17 protein-coding genes are annotated in these 16,953 nt (G+C 69.5%); 8 read left to right on the forward strand and 9 right to left on the reverse strand.

Features of this window, described 5'->3' with window-relative positions; translation table 11 throughout:
• Positions 1-117: 117 nt before the first annotated feature.
• The gene (locus RIF93_RS05960; protein ID WP_309089408.1) at positions 118-591 is read left to right on the forward strand and encodes a hypothetical protein; all 474 of its coding nucleotides are present in this window, start codon (positions 118-120) and stop codon (positions 589-591) included.
• A gap of 47 nt (positions 592-638) precedes the next feature.
• Here RIF93_RS05960 and ahpF read toward each other — a convergent pair whose 3' ends face one another.
• From ahpF to RIF93_RS05980, 4 genes are all read right to left on the reverse strand, one after another.
• Positions 639-2,219, reverse strand: a complete 1,581-nt coding sequence (gene ahpF / locus RIF93_RS05965) for an alkyl hydroperoxide reductase subunit F (RefSeq protein WP_309089410.1) — start codon at positions 2,217-2,219, stop codon at positions 639-641.
• A gap of 98 nt (positions 2,220-2,317) precedes the next feature.
• The gene (gene ahpC / locus RIF93_RS05970) at positions 2,318-2,881 is read right to left on the reverse strand and encodes an alkyl hydroperoxide reductase subunit C (protein WP_309089412.1); all 564 of its coding nucleotides are present in this window, start codon (positions 2,879-2,881) and stop codon (positions 2,318-2,320) included.
• Between the two features lie 168 nt (positions 2,882-3,049).
• A complete protein-coding gene (locus RIF93_RS05975) occupies positions 3,050-3,595 on the reverse strand; it encodes an N-acetyltransferase family protein (RefSeq protein WP_309089414.1) in 546 nt (181 codons plus the stop codon).
• Entirely contained in the window at positions 3,592-5,676 is a 2,085-nt protein-coding gene (locus RIF93_RS05980) for a S9 family peptidase (RefSeq protein ID WP_309089415.1), read from the reverse strand. Before RIF93_RS05980 ends, RIF93_RS05975 begins: the two co-directional genes overlap by 4 nt.
• A gap of 185 nt (positions 5,677-5,861) precedes the next feature.
• Here RIF93_RS05980 and RIF93_RS05985 point away from each other — a divergent pair, with 185 nt between their 5' ends.
• Positions 5,862-6,692: a serine protease gene (locus tag RIF93_RS05985; protein ID WP_309089416.1), complete on the forward strand. Its 831-nt coding sequence runs from the start codon at positions 5,862-5,864 to the stop codon at positions 6,690-6,692.
• 1 nt (position 6,693) lies between these two features.
• Here RIF93_RS05985 and RIF93_RS05990 read toward each other — a convergent pair whose 3' ends face one another.
• Positions 6,694-7,143: a MaoC family dehydratase gene (locus RIF93_RS05990; protein WP_309089417.1), complete on the reverse strand. Its 450-nt coding sequence runs from the start codon at positions 7,141-7,143 to the stop codon at positions 6,694-6,696.
• Between the two features lie 140 nt (positions 7,144-7,283).
• Between RIF93_RS05990 and RIF93_RS05995 the strand changes: the two genes are divergently transcribed.
• Complete coding sequence (locus tag RIF93_RS05995; RefSeq protein WP_309089419.1) at positions 7,284-7,766, forward strand: N-acetyltransferase; 483 nt, start codon at positions 7,284-7,286, stop codon at positions 7,764-7,766.
• Position 7,767: 1 nt separating this feature from the next.
• On the opposite strand, the gene RIF93_RS06000 is transcribed toward RIF93_RS05995, so the two are convergent.
• Positions 7,768-9,306, reverse strand: a complete 1,539-nt coding sequence (locus RIF93_RS06000) for an acyl-CoA synthetase (protein WP_309089421.1) — start codon at positions 9,304-9,306, stop codon at positions 7,768-7,770.
• 134 nt (positions 9,307-9,440) lie between these two features.
• Here RIF93_RS06000 and RIF93_RS06005 point away from each other — a divergent pair, with 134 nt between their 5' ends.
• The 4 genes from RIF93_RS06005 (at position 9,441) to RIF93_RS06020 (ending at position 13,026) form a co-directional block, all read left to right on the forward strand.
• Positions 9,441-10,325, forward strand: a complete 885-nt coding sequence (locus RIF93_RS06005) for a crotonase/enoyl-CoA hydratase family protein (RefSeq protein ID WP_309089423.1) — start codon at positions 9,441-9,443, stop codon at positions 10,323-10,325.
• Between the two features lie 297 nt (positions 10,326-10,622).
• Positions 10,623-11,042 carry a MucR family transcriptional regulator gene (locus RIF93_RS06010; RefSeq protein WP_309089424.1) on the forward strand — a complete coding sequence of 140 codons (420 nt, stop codon included), beginning with the start codon at positions 10,623-10,625 and terminating at the stop codon, positions 11,040-11,042.
• 188 nt (positions 11,043-11,230) lie between these two features.
• Positions 11,231-11,719 carry a PAS domain-containing protein gene (locus RIF93_RS06015; RefSeq protein WP_309089426.1) on the forward strand — a complete coding sequence of 163 codons (489 nt, stop codon included), beginning with the start codon at positions 11,231-11,233 and terminating at the stop codon, positions 11,717-11,719.
• Positions 11,720-11,784: 65 nt separating this feature from the next.
• Positions 11,785-13,026: a cation:proton antiporter gene (locus RIF93_RS06020; RefSeq protein WP_309089428.1), complete on the forward strand. Its 1,242-nt coding sequence runs from the start codon at positions 11,785-11,787 to the stop codon at positions 13,024-13,026.
• Between the two features lie 13 nt (positions 13,027-13,039).
• On the opposite strand, the gene RIF93_RS06025 is transcribed toward RIF93_RS06020, so the two are convergent.
• Together RIF93_RS06025 and RIF93_RS06030 are read right to left on the reverse strand one after the other, a co-directional pair.
• On the reverse strand, positions 13,040-13,465 hold the full coding sequence (locus tag RIF93_RS06025; protein WP_309089430.1) for a SufE family protein: 426 nt from the start codon (positions 13,463-13,465) through the stop codon (positions 13,040-13,042).
• Positions 13,466-13,509: 44 nt separating this feature from the next.
• Entirely contained in the window at positions 13,510-14,259 is a 750-nt protein-coding gene (locus tag RIF93_RS06030; RefSeq protein WP_309089432.1) for a HAMP domain-containing sensor histidine kinase, read from the reverse strand.
• A gap of 122 nt (positions 14,260-14,381) precedes the next feature.
• Here RIF93_RS06030 and RIF93_RS06035 point away from each other — a divergent pair, with 122 nt between their 5' ends.
• Positions 14,382-16,079, forward strand: coding sequence for a HAMP domain-containing sensor histidine kinase (locus tag RIF93_RS06035; RefSeq protein WP_309089434.1), 1,698 nt, complete (start codon positions 14,382-14,384; stop codon positions 16,077-16,079).
• On the opposite strand, the gene RIF93_RS06040 is transcribed toward RIF93_RS06035, so the two are convergent.
• Positions 16,076-16,915, reverse strand: coding sequence for a hypothetical protein (locus tag RIF93_RS06040; RefSeq protein WP_309089436.1), 840 nt, complete (start codon positions 16,913-16,915; stop codon positions 16,076-16,078). The genes RIF93_RS06035 and RIF93_RS06040 overlap by 4 nt on opposite strands.
• Positions 16,916-16,953: the final 38 nt, after the last annotated feature.

A 16,953-nucleotide genomic window follows, 5' to 3' on the forward strand; every position in this document is an offset into this window, starting at 1 on the left:
GTGAGCTAGCCTAGACTGATGCGACATCCATGGCTCCTCACATGCCTTCTCGCCCTGGCGTCGTCAGCGGCCCAGGCGCAGCTCGGGGCGCCGTTGCTTCCGACCTATATCGTCCGGGTGGAGCTGGCCTCTCCGCAGTACGACCGGAACGAGATCGCGCTGCTGTCGCGCTGGAAAGACGAGGGGCGCACCTTCTGGATCGCAGAACGCTGGAGGCGGCAGCGCGAGTGGGACGAGGTGACCACGAGCCATGACTGGGTGGACGGACGATCCTGCCCCGGATTGGCGCGGACCGTCGAAGCGATCGCCGCCCTGCCGCCGCTCAAGTTCGGCACGGCCGACGATCACCGCATCCCACCCTCACACTTCACGTCCGTCACGCTCCGGGGGCCGGCCGCGGAGAACGCGGTTCAGGGCACCCTGGGCGGCGAGCTGATCGTCACCGGTGTGAACAGTTGGTGGTCGAGCGCCGAAGCGGCGATGAAGGACTGCTGGACAGCCGAGGCGCCGAGCGTGCGCGGAAGCTCGATCACGCCGCGCATGGCGTCCGACGCCGAGGCGGAGACCTTCAGAACACGCGTGCCCTTCTAGCCTCTCGCGGTTGCGCTCTCGAGGGGCGTAGAGCGGCGCCCCTTCGATTACGCCGCCTGGGCCTGGTCGGGTCCGGGCAGGCGGATCAGGTAGTCGAACGCCGACAGCGCGGCCTTGGAGCCTTCGCCCATGGCGATGACGATCTGCTTGTAGGGCGTGGTGGTGGCGTCGCCGGCGGCGAAGACGCCCGGGACGGACGTCGCGCCGCGGAAGTCGACCTCGATCTCGCCGCGGGTGGTCAGCGCAACGGAGTCCTTCAGCCACTCGGTGTTGGGCACCAGGCCGATCTGGACGAAGACGCCCTCCAGGTCGACGTTGTGCACCTCGTCCGAGTTGCGGTCCTTGTAGACCAGGCCGGTCACCTTCTGGCCGTCGCCCTTGACCTCGGTGGTGAGCGCCGAGGTGACGATGCGGACGTTCGGCAGGCTGGCGAGCTTGCGCTGCAGGACCGCGTCGGCGCGCAGCTGGCTGTCGAACTCGATCAGGGTGACGTGAGCCACGATGCCGGCCAGGTCGATGGCCGCCTCGACGCCCGAATTGCCGCCGCCGATCACCGCGACGCGCTTGCCCTTGAACAGCGGCCCGTCGCAGTGGGGGCAGTAGGCCACGCCCTTGTTGCGGTATTCGTCCTCGCCCGGGACGTTCATCTGCCGCCAGCGGGCGCCGGTGGCGAGGATCACGGTTCGCGACTTCAGCGACGCGCCGCTCTCCAGCTCAACGGTGATCAGGCCGCCCGGCTCGCGGGCCGGGATCAGCTTGGCGGCCCGCTGCACGTTCATCACGTCGACCTCGTAGTCCTTGACGTGCTGCTCGAGGCCGGTGGCCAGCTTGGGACCTTCGGTGTGCGGGACCGAGATGAAGTTCTCGATGGCCATGGTGTCGAGCACCTGGCCGCCGAAGCGCTCGGCGGCCACGCCGGTGCGGATGCCCTTGCGGGCGGCGTAGATGGCCGCCGCGGCGCCGGCCGGGCCGCCGCCCACCACCAGCACGTCGAAGGCGTCCTTGGCCTTGATCTTCTCGGCCTCGCGGGCGACGGCGCCCACGTCGATCTTGGCCAGGATCTGCTCGATGGTCATGCGCCCTTGGGCGAAGGTCTCGCCGTTCAGCAGGACCGTCGGCACGGCCATGATCTGCCGCTGCTCGACCTCGGCCTGGAACAGGGCGCCGTCGATCGAGGTCGAGCGGATGCGCGGGTTCAGGACGCTCATCAGGTTCAGCGCCTGCACCACGTCGGGGCAGTTCTGGCAGGAGAGCGAGAAGTAGGTCTCGAAGGCGAAGTCGCCGTCCAGCGCCTTCACCTGTTCGATGACTTCGGGCTCGACCTTGGGCGGATGGCCGCCGACCCACAGCAGGGTCAGGACGAGCGACGTGAATTCGTGGCCGAGCGGGAGGCCGGCGAAGCGGACCGAGATGTCGGAGCCCGGCCGGGTGATCGCGAACGAGGGCTTGCGCGCATCGTCGCCGCCCTGGCGGACGCTTACCTTGGGCGAGGCCTCGGCGATCTCGTTCAGCAGTTCGAGGAGTTCCCGCGACTTGGGGCCGTCGTCCAGCGAGGCGACGAGCTCCACCGGTTCGCGGACGTTCTCGAGGTAGGCCTTCAGTTGGGTCTTCAGGGCGGCGTCGAGCATACGCAAACTCCGGCGTCGAATATCGGGAGGTGTTCTGAGGAGGAGACGAACCGGCGCCGCCCCCAGGGAGCGGCGCCGGTCCTGGAGAGCAGTTCGGCTTAGATCTTGCCGACCAGGTCCAGCGACGGGGCGAGCGTCTTCTCACCCTCTTCCCACTTCGCCGGGCAGACTTCGCCCGGGTGGTTGCGGACGTACTGGGCGGCCTTGACCTTGCGCAGCAGTTCGGCGGCGTTGCGGCCGATGCCTTCGGCGGTGATTTCCGTGAACTGGATGACGCCGTCCGGGTCGACCAGGAAGGTGCCGCGGTCGGCCAGGCCCTGGCCCTCACGCATCACGCCGAAGTTGTTGGTGACCAGGCCCGAGGGGTCGCCGATCATCGTGTACTTGATCTTGCCGATGGCGGGCGAAGTGTCGTGCCAGGCCTTGTGCGAGAAGTGCGTGTCGGTCGACACGGCGTAGATCTCGACGCCGAGCTTCTGGAACTCGTCGTAGTTGTCGGCCAGGTCCTCCAGCTCCGTCGGGCAGACGAAGGTGAAGTCCGCGGGGTAGAAGAAGACGACCGACCACTTGCCCTTCAGGTCGGCGTCGCTGACGGTCACGAACTTGCCGTCCTTGTAGGCTTGCGCCGTGAACGGCTTAACCTCGGTGTTGATCAGAGACATTGACTGCTCCCAGTTGAAGTCGCGGCCTGAGGTAGTGGCTTCAGGCTCATAAGCAAAATTGATTTTATCTAGCCGAGGCGATTGACGCACTCGATGGACGGCGCGGGCGCAGGCCCCGCCGGGTCACAGCATCGCCGCTTCAACCGGCCGCGGGCAAGCGGTGTTCCGTCAGGCCTGGCCCAGCCGGATGCCCGGCGCATCGGGCGGTGTGGCGTCGCCGCCGTTCAGCGGCTTCTGCATCCAGACCACGTCGACCCAGCGGCCGTGCTTGAAGCCGAAGCCGCGGCCGACGCCGGCGTCCTGGAAGCCCAGCGCCCGGTGCAGGCCGATGGAGCCGGCGTTCCCGGAATCCCCGATGACGGCGATCACCTGGCGCAGGCCCAGCGCCTCGCACTCCTGGAGCACCGCCGACAGCACCGCCCGGCCGACGCCGCGGCCCTGCATGTCCGGCGCGACGTAGACGCTGTCTTCCACGGTGAAGCGGTAACCCGGCCGCGGGCGGAACGGTCCGGCGTAGGCGTAGCCGGCGACGCGGCCGTCCAGCTCGGCGACCAGGAAGGGCAGGCCGTAGCCCTGCACGTCGGCCAGCTTGGCGGCCATCCAGCCGGCGCCCGGGGGCGTGATCTCGAATGTCCCGAAGCCGTGCAGCACGTGATGGCCGTAGATGGCGGCGAGCGCCTCGGCGTCGTGCGGCGCGGCAGGACGGACGATCATTCGGACTTCCAGGATCCTTCGAGAGCCCAGATGGCGAAGGCGTAGTCCAATGCGATTTCCTTCAGGAAATCGAAACGGCCAGATGCGCCGCCGTGGCCTGCCTCCATGTTGATCTTGAGCAGGATCGGGGCGCCGCCCGTCGAGAAATCACGCAGTTTGGCGACCCACTTGGCGGGCTCCCAGTAGGTGACGCGCGGGTCCGAGAGGCCGCCGGTGGCCAGGATCGGCGGATAGGCCTGGGCCTTCACCTGGTCGTACGGGCTGTAGCTTTCGATCAGGTCGTAGGCGGCCGGGTCCTCGATGGGGTTGCCCCACTCGGGCCACTCGGGCGGGGTGAGCGGCAGGGTGGTGTCGCTCATGGTGTTCAGCACGTCGACGAACGGCACGGCGGCGATGATCGCGCCCCAGAGGTCGGGGCGCAGGTTGGCGACCGCGCCCATCAGCATGCCGCCGGCCGAGCCGCCGTAGGCCGCGAGCTTCCCCTTCGTCGCATAGCCTTCCGAGATCAGGTGTTCGGCGCAGGCGATGAAGTCGGTGAAGGTGTTGGGCTTCTTCTCCTTGCGCCCGTCGAGGAACCAGCCCCAGCCCTTGTCCGAGCCGCCGCGGATGTGGGCGACGGCCCAGATCCAGCCGCGGTCCACGAGGCTGAGGTTGCGGATCGAGAAGCTGGGCTCCATGGCGTGGCCGTAGCTGCCGTAGCCGTAGAGCAGCACCGGCGCCGAGCCGTCCTGCGGCGTGTCCTTCAGCATCAGGAGCGTGATCGGCACCTCGGCGCCGTCGGGAGCCGTCGCGGTCAGGCGGCGGGCGACGTAGCGGGCCGGATCGTGGCCGGAGGGCACCTCCTGGGTCTTGCGCAGGGTGCGCTGGCGGCTCGCCATGTCGTAGTCGAACCACTGACGCGGCGTGGTCGGCGACTGGTAGACGAAGCGGGTCGTCGTGGTGGCGTATTCGAAGCCGGTCTCGAGGTTCAGCGCATAGGCCTCCTCGTCGAAGGCCACGACGTGCTCGTCGCCCGCGCGATCCATCACCACCAGCCGGTCGAGCGCGTTGACCCGCTCGGCGCGGACCAGGTGGCCGGCATAGGCCGCGAAGCCGGTGATGTAGCGGCCGGGCTCGTGGGCCACCCAGTCGCGCCAGGTGGACTTGGCGGGCACGGGGGCCTCGGACACGCACAGCTTGAAGTCGACGGCGCCGTCGTCGTTGGTGCGGATCACCCAGCGGTCGGTCCAGTGGTCGAGGCCGTACTTCACACCGACCCGGCGCGGTTCGGCCACGACCGGCGCCGCGGTCGGGTCGGACGCGGGGATCAGCCAGAGCTCGGTGGTCTCCTGGTTGCCGACGTGGATCAGGATGTGGCTGTCGTCGGCGGTCACGCCGACGCCGAGGAACATCCCGTCGTCGTGCTCTTCGTAGACCAGCACGTCCTCGCCGCCTCTCGTCGGGCGGCGGTAGACCTTGGCCGGGCGGGCGTTCTCGTCGCGCCAGATCCAGAAGATCCACTGGCTGTCGGGCGAGAAGGCGAAGTCGCCATAGGCGCTCTCGATGGGGGAGCCCACCTCCTCGCCGGTCGCCAGGTCCTTGACGTGGATCCGGTAGTATTCCGACCCCTGCTCGTCGGCGGCCCAGGCGAAGAGGGCGTGGTCGGGGCTGTGGCTGGCGGCGCCCACGTGGAAGTAGGCCTTGCCGGCGGCGAGCTTCGTCTCGTCGATCAGCACCTCTTCCGGCCCGCCATCGCGGGACTTCCGCGCATGGATGGGATGCTCGGCGCCCATGTCGTAGCGGACGTAGTACTCGAAGGGACCGTCCGGCGCGGGGACCGAGCTGTCGTCCTCCTTGATGCGCCCCTTCATCTCGGCGAACAGCCTGGCCTGCAGCTCCTCCGTCCCCGCCAGCACGGCCTTGGTGTAGGCGTTCTCGGCCTCGAGGTGCTCGCGGACATCGGCGCGCAGGACCTTCGGGTCGCGCAGCACCTGCTGCCAGTTGTCGTCCTTCATCCAGGCGTAGTCGTCGGTGCGCGTGCGCCCGAGCTGTTCGATCGTGGTCGGGCGTTTGGGCGCGGCAGGCGGCTTGGGGAGGGTCATGGTGGGCTAAATGCGCCGGCGCCCGCGCAGGCTCAAGGCCGTCCTACGGCGACGTCGCGTCGTTCTGGCGCGGGCGCTCACGCGGATGTTCGCTTGTTGTCCGTCCCTGACTCTGATTCACTCTGGGGGCATCGAGATCGCGCAGAAGACGCGAGGGGTAACTTCAGTTTAGTCGGGGACCGTCCATGGTCATGGACCTTGCGGTCGAGCTGATCCACGCAACCGTTCAGCTCGAACAGCCTCTGGGAGACGGCACACGCACCGTCGGCACGGGATTCCTGATCTCGGCGCCGGGCGCCGGCGGCCAGCCCCGCACGATCCTCGTCACCGCCAACCACGTGCTCGAGAAGATGCCGAGCGCCAACGCGCGCATCGGCTACCGCATCGCCAACGCCGACGGCTCGTGGAGCTACTCGCCCCAGCAGCTGAAGATCCGCGACGCCAAGGGCGGCGAGCTGTGGACCCATCACCCGACCCGCGACGTGGCGGTGATGGAGATCAAGGCGCCGCCGGCCTTCGCCAAGGCGGCGATCCCGCTGAACTACCTGGCCGCCGACGAGACCTTCGGCAGCTACAACGTCACGGCCGGCGACGAGATGATGGCGCTGGGCTTCCCGCGGGGGCTTTCGGCCAACCAGGCGGGCTTCCCGATCCTGCGTTCGGGCAAGGTGGCGTCTTACCCGATCGCGCCGGCGACCCAGTTCCCGACCTTCCTGCTCGACTTCTCGGTGTTCCCCGGAAATTCCGGCGGCCCGGTGTTCGTGAGCAAGCCGCAGCCGGCAGGTGGGCTGACCCAGGTGGCCGACAAGGCCGAGCCCGGCTTCATCGCCGGCCTGTTGACCCAGCAGGTCGAGCTGAACTCCGAGCGGCTGGAGATCGGCATCGTCACGCACGCCAAGTACGTGCGCGAGACCATCGCCCTGCTGCACAACCCGCTGGCGCCCTCGACGGTGGCCAGCGGCGGGGCCGTGGTGGGCGCCCGCGCCGCCTCCGCCGAGGAAACGGCGCGGCGCTAGATCAGCCGCCGTAGACGACCGAGATCGTCTCGGCGATGCAGGCGGGCTTGTCCTCACCCTCGATCTCGATGGTGCACTCGTTCTTGAGCTGCATGCCGCCGGCCTTGGGCTCGGCGCCGATCAGCTTCTGGCGCAGGCGCACGCGCTTGCCGACGCGGACCATGTTGGTGAAGCGGACCTTGTCCGAGCCGTAGTTGATGCCGCGGGTGACGCCCTTCACCGGCATCAGGCCCTGGCTCAGGAACGGGATCAGCGACAGCGTCAGGTAGCCGTGGGCGATGGGCCCACCGATCTCGCGGGTGGCCCGCTCGACGTCGACGTGGATCCACTGGTGGTCGCCGGTCGCCTCGGCGAACTGGTTCACGCGCTCCTGGGTGATCTCCAGCCAGTCCGACACGCCGACTTCCTGGCCCACCAGGCCGGGCAGGTCCTTGATCTCCACCGGGTTCATGTACGGTCGCTCCCTCGCGTCTTCGGTATGGAGCCTCAGCCTCTAGCATCTGACCGCAAGCGGGCAAGCCGGACGCTGGGGAAGCCGCTTGCGGCGGCGGCCGCGCGCCCTAGATGGCAGAGGTCGCGAGAGGAGCCGCCATGCCGATCAGGACCGCCGAGCCGAAGGACCACGACGCCGTCTGGGCCATCCTCGAGCCGGTGATCCGGGCGGGGGAGACCTACACGCTGGACCCAGGCCTGAGCCGCGAGGCGGCGCTCGCCTACTGGTTCTCGCCCGGACACCGGGTGTTCGTGGCCGAGGAGGACGGCCAGGTGCTGGGGACCTACTACATGCGCGCCAACCAGGCCGGCGGCGGATCGCACGTGGCCAACTGCGGGTACATGACGGCCGGGGCGGCGCAGGGGCGGGGCCTGGCGCGCGCCATGTGCGAGCACTCGCTGCAGGCGGCGCGGGAGGCCGGCTTCCGCGCCATGCAGTTCAACTTCGTGGTCAGCACCAACGAGCGCGCCGTCCGGCTCTGGAAGAGCCTGGGCTTCGAGGAGGTCGGACGGCTGCCCGAGGCCTTCCGCCACCCGCAGTTGGGCTATGTCGACGCGCTGGTGATGTTCCGCCGGCTCTAGGTCAGACGATCCGCGAGCCTTCCTTGCCCCAGTAGGCGTCGCGGATCAGGCGCTTGTAGAGCTTGCCGGTGGGATGCCGCGGCAGCTCCTTCATGAAGTCGATCACGCGCGGGGACTTCACGTGGGAGAGGTTCGAGCGCGTGTAGGCCAAGAGCTCGGCCCGCAGCGCCTCGTGGTCGGCGTCCCAGTCCAGCGGCTGGATCACGGCCACGACCTTCTCGCCCATCTCCTCGTCGGGGGCGCCGACGACGGCGGCGTCGGCCACCTTCGGGTGGGTGACCAGCAGGTTCTCGATCTCCTGCGGATAGATGTTCACCCCGCCGGAGATGATCATGAAGCTCTTGCGGTCGGTGAGGTAGAGGTAGCCCTCCTCGTCGACCCAGCCCACGTCGCCCAGCGTGGTCCAGCCGTGCTTGTTGGTGCTCTCAGCGACCTTCTCAGGCGCGTTGTGGTAGGTCAGCGGCGGCCCGTTCGCGAAGCAGACCAGGCCCTCGGTCCGGGGCGGCAACTCGTCGCCGTCCTCGTTGCAGATCTTCAGCTCGCCCAGCACCGCCTTGCCGACGCTCCCCTTGTGGGTCAGCCACTCGTTTGCGGTGATGAAGCAGAAGCCGTTGCCCTCGGTGCCGGCGTAGTACTCGTAGATCACCGGACCCCACCAGGCGATCATCTGCTCCTTGACCGGCACCGGGCAGGGCGCGGCGGCGTGGACCGCCGATTGCATCGAGCTGACGTCGTACTTCGCGCGCACCTCCTCGGGCAGCTTCAGCATGCGCACGAAGTGGGTCGGCACGAACTGGCCGCAGTCGCAGCGGTGCTTCTCGATCAGCGCCAGCGCCTGCTCGGGGTCGAACTTCTCCATCACCACGACCGTGCCGCCCAGCTTGTGGACGGTCATGCACCAGCGCAGCGGGGCGGCGTGGTAAAGCGGCGCGGGCGAGAGGTAGGTGCAGCCCTCTTTGAAGCCGAACAGACCCTGAGCCATCATCTGCAGAGCGTTGGGGCTGTCGATCGGCAGGCCGGTGAGCTGCGGCTTCACGCCCTTGGGCCGGCCGGTGGTGCCCGACGAGTAGAGCATGTCCGAGCCCGAGGTCTCGTCGGCGATCGGGGTCGTCGGCATCGCCGCGCGGGCGGCCTCGAAGCTCTCGTAAGGACCGCGGGCCTCGCCGACCATGTAGAGCTTCACGCCGTTCAGCACGCCGGGCAGCTCGTCGACCACAGGCCCCACGCCCGTGGAGACGATGATGGCCTTCGCCCCGCAGTCCTGGACGATGTACTCCACCTCGCCGGGGGTCAGCTTCGACGAGATGCAGGTGAAGTAGAGCCCCGAGCGCTGGGCGGCCCAGGCGATCTCGAAGTACCGCGGATTGTTGTCCATGAAGACGGCGATGACGTCGCCCACCTTCAGGCCTAGCGAGCGGAAGAGCTGGGCCCCCTGGTTCGAGCGCTCGTCCAGCTGGCGGTAGGTGACGGCCTCGCCGCTTGCCGCCATCACATAGGCGGCGCGGTCGGGCTGGGTCCTGGCGTGGTGCGCCGGATGCATGCGTTAACTCCCAAGGCGGGTTCGCCCCGCCGTTCTGCTTGTCGTTTTCCCCGAAGGATTGCGGGCCTTGACCTACGGTCCGTCAAGCTGGCCGGAATGCGCGCCGACAGAGACGCCAGAGAGGGAAGCGCCCGATGCCCAAGCCCACCTTCGAGACCTTGGACTACGCCGTGGAGGACGGCGTGGCCGTGATCACGCTGAACCGGCCCGACAAGCTGAACGCCTTCAACACCCAGATGATGAAGGACCTGATCGCCGTGTTCGACGAGACCGACGGCGACGACGCGGTGCGCGCGGTGATCATCACCGGCGCCGGCCGGGCGTTCTGCGCCGGGGCCGATCTGTCGGCCGGCGCGGCCACCTTCGACTACGACGCCCGCGGCGGCGAGGACCGGGCGGCGCGGGCGCCCGAAGGCGTGCAACGCGACGGCGGCGGCCTTGTGACCCTGCGCATCTTCGACAGCCTGAAGCCGGTGATCAGCGCCTGCAACGGCGCGGCGGTGGGCGTGGGCGTGACCATGCAGCTGGCCATGGATATCCGGCTCGCCTCGACCGAGGCCCGGTACGGCTTCGTGTTCGCCAGGCGGGGGATCAATCCCGAGGCCTGCTCGTCATGGTTCCTGCCCCGGCTGGTGGGCGTCCAGACGGCGCTGGAATGGTGCTACACCGGCCGCCTCTTCCCGGCCCAGGAGGCCCACGAGAAGGGACTGGTGCGGTCGGTGCACGCGCCTGACGAGCTTCTGCCGGCGGCCAAGGCCATTGCGCGCGAAATCGCCGACAACACCGCGCCGGTTTCGGTGGCGATCACCCGCCAGCTGATCTGGCGCATGGCGGGCGCGACCCACCCGATGGAGGCGCACAAAGCCGACAGCCGGGGCATCCTCGCGCGCGGCAAGTCGGCGGACGCGCGCGAGGGCGTCACCTCGTTCCTCGAGAAGCGGCCGCCCCGCTATCCGGATCGCGTGTCACAGGACCTGCCGGACATCTGGCCCCACTGGGAGTCGCCGAAGTTCAGCTAAGGGCTGGTATTTTTTAGAAGAACGCGGGTTCTGCGGCGCTGCGGCGATCAACATGCGGCGCCGCAGGGTGCGACGGGTTCACGACGGCCACCGATTGCTCAGTTACAATTCCGCAGCTTACTCGCTTAGCCATAGCCCTGCATTGTTGAGCGACGCTGCTCATCAATTTTCGCATGTGGAGGCTCGATAAGCTCTATTTCCGTGTTGTCTCGGGTTCGTGTTCCCGATAATGAGCGCGAGCACTTCTAGTGATTCAATTGCGCTGCGTTCAATCGCGCGCCCTCACGGAACGAAAGAATGGACGAGAAGTCGGAAGTCATCGAGATGACGGCGGACATTGTCTCCGCCTACGTGGGCAACAATACGGTTGCGGCCGCGGATCTGCCCGGGCTGATCCAGAGCGTGCACCGGGCCCTCGCCGGCGTCTCGTCGGGCGCTGAGGCGGTCGAAGCCCAGCCGAAGGAGCCGGCGGTTCCGATCCGCCGCTCGATCACGCCGGATTACCTCGTGTGCCTCGAGGACGGCCGCAAGTTCAAGTCGCTGAAGCGGCACCTGCGCACCAAGTACAACATGAGCCCGGAAGAGTACCGGGCGAAGTGGGGCCTGCCGAAGGACTATCCGATGGTCGCCCCGAACTACGCCAAGGCGCGCTCGGACCTGGCCAAGCAGATGGGCCTGGGCCAGGGCGGCCGCCAGGCTCCGCGCAAGAAGCGCTAGGGCCAACCCGGTCCGACCGGGCTCTATACAGACTTGGGACGGCCGCCGGCATCGGCGGCCGTTTCCGTTTTCAGTTTAGCTGGAACGTTTTTCTTGAGGCCGCGTCATCTTTTGGCCTTGCCCGCGATTCGCGCATCAGGCGATAAGTGATTCGTCGTGATTCCAAGTAGTTGTTAAGGAATCTGTTGATGGCGGCGCAGATCGGAGCTCCTGCTGCGGCGATCCGCGCGCACGAGGAGCTCTTCGCATACTGGAGCTCCCGGCGCACAGGCGCCGGGCCCCCCGCCCGCCGCGACATCGATCCGGCGGGCTTCAAGCGGCTGTTGCCGACCGTCAGCCTCATCGACGTCCTGCCGGGCGCGCCGAACGACTTCCGCATCCGTCTGGCGGGCACCGGGCTCTACAACGTCTACGGACGCGAGATCACCGGCCGCCGGCTGGCCGAGGTCTACAACACCGCCGCCTGCGACTACTGGAAGAGCGAACTGAACAAGCTGGTCGCCGAGCGCCGGCCGGCCGTGGGCGTGCACAACCTGGCCTGGCGGGGCGCCTCGCACTTGTCGATCCTGTGGCTGCGCCTGCCGCTGTCGTCCAACGGCACGGATGTGGACATGATCCTGGGCTACGACGCGGTCGTCGGCCTGGGGCAGGTGCAGTCCGGCATCCGGGCGGCCTGAGCGCCGCGGGCCCGTAGAACCGCCGAGGCGTTCGCACGTATGGCTCCTTCAAGCGGAGTCGCGCGGTGTTCGAATTCTCCAGCTACCATGTGCTGCTGGCCGGCCTCGGCCTCGCGATCGTGCTCGCCTATTGGCTGCCCCGCTTCTTCTCGGGCCGCGAGCCTGCCGCCTCGGCCCTGCTGATCGGCCTGGGATGGCTCCTGTTCGGCTGGATCGACGGGATGCCCGAGGCGATCAGCCCGATCTCGGCCCCCAAACCATGGGAGATCGTAAGCGAGCTCTGCCTGATCGTGGGCCTCTTTGGCGTCGGCCTGCGGATCGACCAGGTTGCGCGCCTGCCGCAATGGGGCCCGACCGTGCGGCTGCTGGCCATCGCGATGCCCCTCACCATCGTCGCCCTGGCCGCCATAGGCTGGCAGGCGGGCGGGCTCACCTTGGCCGGGGCGCTGCTGCTGGGCTCGGTGCTGTCGCCCACCGACCCTGTGCTGGCCGGCGACGTGCAGGTCGGGCGCCCGACCGAAGGCGGTGAACATCCCGTCCGCTTCACGCTGACCACGGAAGCGGGGCTGAACGACGGGCTGGCCTTCCCCTTCGTCCATCTGAGCCTCGCCATCGGCGCGGCGAGCGTCCTGACGCCGGAACTGTTCGGCGTGTGGGCGGCGCGCGATGTGGCCTACCGCATCGTCGTGGGCGCGCTCTGCGGGATCGCCGTCGGGTGGCTGCTGGGCAAGGTGCTGTTCCATGTCCCACGCGAGAATGCGCTCGCGAAGACCGAGGCCGGGGTGTTCGCGCTGGCCGGCGTCTTCATCGCCTATGGCTTGACGGAGCTGGCCGAAGGCTACGGCTTCATCGCGGCCTTCGTCGCTGGCGTGAGGCTGCGCCGAACCGAGTCCGACCACGCGTTCCACGTGCGTCTGCACGATTTCTCGGAGACGGTAGAGCACGCGCTGACCGCGATGCTGCTCATCGGGCTAGGCGCAGCCATGCCGGCGCTGATGAAGACGCTGGACATGACAAGCGTGCTGATCGCAACGGCCCTGGTCCTCGTCGTTCGACCGGCGACCGGACTGCTGTCGCTCGCAGGCTCGCGCATGCGCCGGCGGGAGCGGCTTGTGGTCGCGTTCTACGGCGTCAGGGGCATGGGCTCGATCTATTATCTCAGCTACGCCGGCAGCCACATGGAGCTGACCAACGAAGCTCAGCTTTGGGCGATCACCGCGTTCACGATCCTGATGTCCACGGTGCTGCACGGCTTTTCGGCGGCGTTCGCGGTCGAGCGGGCCACGGGCGAGAAGCAGACCGACTGAGGCGGCCGGGCGTTCAGGCCGCCCGGGCCAGCTCGGCGTCGCGCCGGATGCGAGCGACCATCGAGGCCAGGCCGTTCGACCGCTGCGAGGACAGGGCGCCGCTGAGGCCCAGCTTCTCGAACGCGGCCTTGGCGTCGAACGCCAGGATCTCGCCCGGCGAGCGGCCGGAATAGAGCCGCAGCAGAACCGCGATCAGGCCGCGCACGATGTGGGCGTCGGAATCGCCGCGAAACGTCAGCGCCCCGTCGGCCTGGGGCTCGGTCACCAGCCACACCTGGCTGGCGCAGCCGCGCACCTTGTTGGCGTCCGACCGCTCGGCGTCCGTCAGGGGCGAGAGCTCGCGGCCGAGCTCGATGACATAGCGATAGCGCTCCTCCCAGTCGCCCAGGAGTTCGAACTCGTCCGCGAGTTCGTTCAGCGCGTCTTCGATGGCGGCCATGGCGGGGCCGACTTAAGGACCCCGGGAGCCGGGCGCAACCGGCATCAGCCGATGGGGAGGCGCACGCCGGCGGTCAGGCCCTTGCCGGGCTTCGACGCGAGCGTCAGGCGCCCGCCCATGGCCTTGCAGGTCAGGTCGGCGATGGTAAGGCCGAGGCCGGCGCCCTCGCCGCGGCGCGTCAGGGCGTTCTCGCCCTGCTCGAAGGGCCCCATCAGACGCGGCAGGGCGGCCGGGTCGACGCCTTGGCCTTCGTCGCGGATGACGATCTCGACGCCGCGGCCCAGGCGCTGGGCGCGGACGAAAACCGTCCCGCCTTCGGGCGAGAAGGCGGCCGCGTTCTGCAGGAGATGGAAGAGGACGGTCCGCAGGCCGCGGGAGTCGGCGACGACGGCGGGAAGCTCGCCACGGCCCGTGATCTCCACCTTCAGCCCGGAAAGGTCGGCCTCGAGGCTGGCCAGCACGTCGTCCAGCGCGGGCTCGAGCGGCTCGGGACGCAGGTCGAAGTCCATGGCGTTGGCTTCGAGGCGCGCGATCTCCAACACCTGATTCACAAGATTCAGCAGCTTCTGCCCGCTGCCGCGGATGATCTCGGCATATTCCTTGTACTGCGGAGCCCCGAGAGGGCCGTAGAGTTCCGCTGTGAGAATCTCCGAGAAGCCGAGGATCGAATTGAGCGGCGTGCGCAGCTCGTGGCTGGCCATCCTGAGGAACGACCGCTTCTGCGCGTCGAGCGCGCTGTCGCGCCGCGCCCGCGGCCGGGTCTGGGCAGGTCGGAGATGAGCCGCTGGGGGCATGAAGGGGCCGGGGGCCTTGCGTGCGTGGACGGTCACAGTGGCGCCCCGCGCTTACGATTTCCTTATCCGGCGGGCGCGCAGGATCGCCTGCGACGCGAGCGCCCTACCCGCCACCGCGGCGGGTGGCTAAGCTCCGCGCCACGTCCACCGGGAAAGGCCTGACCGCGCCGTTGCCCTACGTCCGCCCGACATCCCCGGCCAAGCGCCGCCGCCGCGAACCGCGCTTCGCCCAGGCGTGGCATGTGCTGTTCGGCCTGCCCGTGCTCGGCGCCGGCGCGGCCCTGGTCGGGCTGGGCCTGCTGCAACCCGGCGTGGAGATCGCGGCCATAGCCACGGTCGTCGCGGCCGCGGCGTTCGGGGCGCTGCTTTCGGGCCTGGGCGGCGCGGGCCGCAGCATCGCCATCCTCGTCTGGGCGCTCGCCGCCTGCGTCGCCGTGCAGATGACCGGCGGCCCCGGCGGTCCGCTCGCCGCCTGGTGCCTGGCGCCGATGGCTGCCGCGACCGCCTTCCGCAAGCCCCGGCTGCTGGCGCTGGGCGCCGCGGCCTCGGTGGGCGCGACCGCGCTGGCGGCGCTCGGCGCGGCGCTGCTGCCCCTGCCGCAGGCGGCCGAGGCGAGCGCCGGCTGGCTCAGCCTGACGGCGGCCCTGACCACGACGGTGGGTCTCGCCGCCGGGCTGATCGGCCTCCAAGGCGCCTTCGCCCGCGAGGCGCGGCAGCGCGAGGCCGAGGAGCTGGAGCTGCGCGAGGCGCTGGACCACCAGCCACAGCTGCTGCTGACCCTCTATCCCGGCGGGCGGATCCTGAACGCCTTCGGCGCCGACCTGACCGGCGTCCAGCCGCGCCGCCTGAGGGACGGGCAGTTTGGCGATCTGGTCGCGCTCGACGACAAGCTGGCGGTGGACGAGGCGCTGCATGTGGCCGGCCGCGACGGCTCGGCCGAGGTGTTCTTCGTCCCGGCCCACGATCCGAACGGCTGGCTCGAGCTGAGCCTGAAGCGTCTGACCGCGAACCGGCTGGCGGCCGCCGTGCGCGACGCCCGCCCGCAGCGCGCCCGTGAGCAGGAGCTGCAGAAGGCCCTGGCCTCGGCCGAGCAGCAGAACGCCGGCAAGAGCCGGTTCCTGGCCAATATGAGCCATGAGCTGCGGACGCCGCTGAATGCCATCATGGGCTTCTCGGACATCATGCGGCAGCGGCTGTTCGGCCCGATGGCCGACCGCTACACCGAATACGCCGAGCTGATCCACGAGAGCGGCAGCCACCTGCTGGAGTTGATCAACGACGTGCTGGACATGTCGAAGATCGAGGCCGAGCGGTTCGAGCTGGCGCGCGAGGAGTTCGACGTCCGCGACGCGGTGACCGCGGTGCTGCGCCTGATGCGCGGCCAAGCCGAGCGGGCGGGCGTGACCCTGCGCGGGGTGCTGCCGGCCGATCCGCTGGAGGCCGACGCGGACCGGCGCGCGCTGAAGCAGATCACCCTGAACCTGATCTCCAACGCCCTGAAGTTCACGCCCCGCGGCGGGTCGGTGACCGTCACGGCCCAGGCGGCGGGCGACATGCTGGAGCTGGTGGTGACCGACTCCGGCGTCGGCATCGCGCCCACCGACCTGGAGCGCCTGGGGCGGCCGTTCGAACAGGCGGGCGACGCCGAGCAGCGGGCGGCGGGCTCGGGCCTTGGCCTGTCGCTGGTCCGCGCCTTCGCGGCGCTGCACGGCGGCGAGATGACCATCGAGAGCGCGGTGGGCGAGGGGACGACGGTGGCCGTCCGCATGCCGGTCCTGATCCAGGACGCGCCGGCCGCGGCGGCTGAAGCGAAACCCTAGCGGGCGGCGATCTGCACGAAGGCGCGGCCGGCGGCGAAGTCGCCGACTTCCACATAGGCCGTCCGGACCCGGTCGCCCGGGAAAAGGAACTGCACCGCCACGGCCTCGCGGGGGTCGAGGCCGGCCAGCATACGGACGCTCTCGGCCGGGAAACGGAAGGCCCAGCCCTGGCGCGTCTCCTTGGGCAGGAGGTCGGCGCCGGCGGGGCTGCGCGCCTCGGCCAGATAGGCCCTCAGCCCGCTCTGCGGCGGCATCCGGGAGGACAGCGTCTGGGCGCCGCCGGGCAGGTAGGGGCCGAGCGTACGGCCCGAGTCCCGCAGCACCAGGCGCGCGCCATACGGCTGGGCGCCGTCGGCGAAGTTGGCGACCGCCAGCAGGGCGCCGGGCGCGGCCTTGCCGGCCAGGCCGAAGATCATGCGGTCGCGGCCGAAGCGGGCCTCCTGCGACAGCCGCCAGCGGGCTTCGCGGGCCAGCGTCCGGTCGGCGCGCCAGGCGGCGCGGTCGCCCGGGTAGGTCATGCGGGTGATGCGGGCGTAGCCCTTGTAGGCGCTCTCGATCTGGCGCGCCGACTGGGTCAGTTCAGCCGACCAGCACTTCAGGTCGGCGGCGCGCGCGCGGGCCCGGACCTCGAGGGATTTCATGGCGCGTTCGCTCATGCCCTGGCGCAGGGCCGCGCCCCGGGCCTGGGCCGCGCCGGCCGCCAGCGCGGCGCCCACGTCAGGCGCGAGCAGCCCGCAGCGTTCGTCCGCCGCCTGCAGCACGGTCCGCTCGAAGAAGAGATTGAGGGCGTCCGCCTTGGCGACGCCCGGGCTTGCGACCACAGCCGCGCCCGCCAACCCCAACCACCGAGACGCCGGCCGCGCTTTTCTGCGCG

Origin of the sequence: Phenylobacterium sp. (assembly GCF_031181185.1) — a bacterium.
Classification (GTDB): Bacteria; Pseudomonadota; Alphaproteobacteria; order Caulobacterales; family Caulobacteraceae; genus Phenylobacterium.